Annotated in this window: 1 protein-coding gene; it reads left to right on the forward strand. The window is 72.8% G+C overall.

Annotated features, from left to right (window positions below; all coding sequences use genetic code 11):
• Positions 1 to 725, forward strand: a 725-nt coding sequence (locus B8460_RS00640; RefSeq protein ID WP_048859635.1) for an FUSC family protein, incomplete at both ends; no start/stop codon positions are given.

Raw genomic sequence — 725 nt, forward strand, 5'->3', positions numbered from 1 at the left:
CGGCTGATCGCCGATCAGACGGCGGCCGCTCTGCGCGGCCTCGCGCGCGCGGCCAACGGGGTGGCGCTCCTGACGGACATCCGCACCGCGCGCCGCCCCCGGCGCCTCGGCCTGATCCGCCGCCCGGACCGGCTGCCGGCCCTGATCAACGCGCTGCGGGTGATGGTCGCGATCGGGGCGGCCTGCCTGGTCTGGATCGCGACCGCGTGGCCAAGCGGCCTGACTTTCATCACCTTCACCGCCGTGCCGGCGCTGCTGCTGTCGCCGCTCAACGAAATGGCGCTGCCCAGCGCCCTGCGCTTCACCGGCGGCACGGTGATCGCCGTCGTGGCGTGCGCCGTGGTCGATTTCGCCGTGCTGCCGAACCTCTCGACGTTTCCCGCCTTCGCCCTGGCGCTCAGCGCGGTCCTGGTACCCTTCGGCGCGTTGCAGGCGACGGCGCGCTTCGCGCCGGTGTTCACCGCCGCCGCGGCCAACTTCGTTCCCTTTCTCGCGCCCTCGAACCAGATCACGTATGATCCGCAAGCGTTCTATAATACCGCGACCGCGATCGTGGGGGGCATGGTGCTGGCGACGACGGCGCTGTGGGTGATCCCGCCGGTGCCGGCGGCGGTGCGGGCACGCCGCCTCGCCCGGGCGAGCCTGCGCGACGTGCGGCGGATCGCCGCGGGCGAGTGGCGGCCGGCGCAGTCGGCATGGCAGAGTCTGATGTATGACCGTCTCGG

The organism is Acidisphaera rubrifaciens HS-AP3 (assembly GCF_000964365.1).
In the GTDB taxonomy this organism is placed as follows: domain Bacteria; phylum Pseudomonadota; class Alphaproteobacteria; order Acetobacterales; family Acetobacteraceae; genus Acidisphaera; species Acidisphaera rubrifaciens.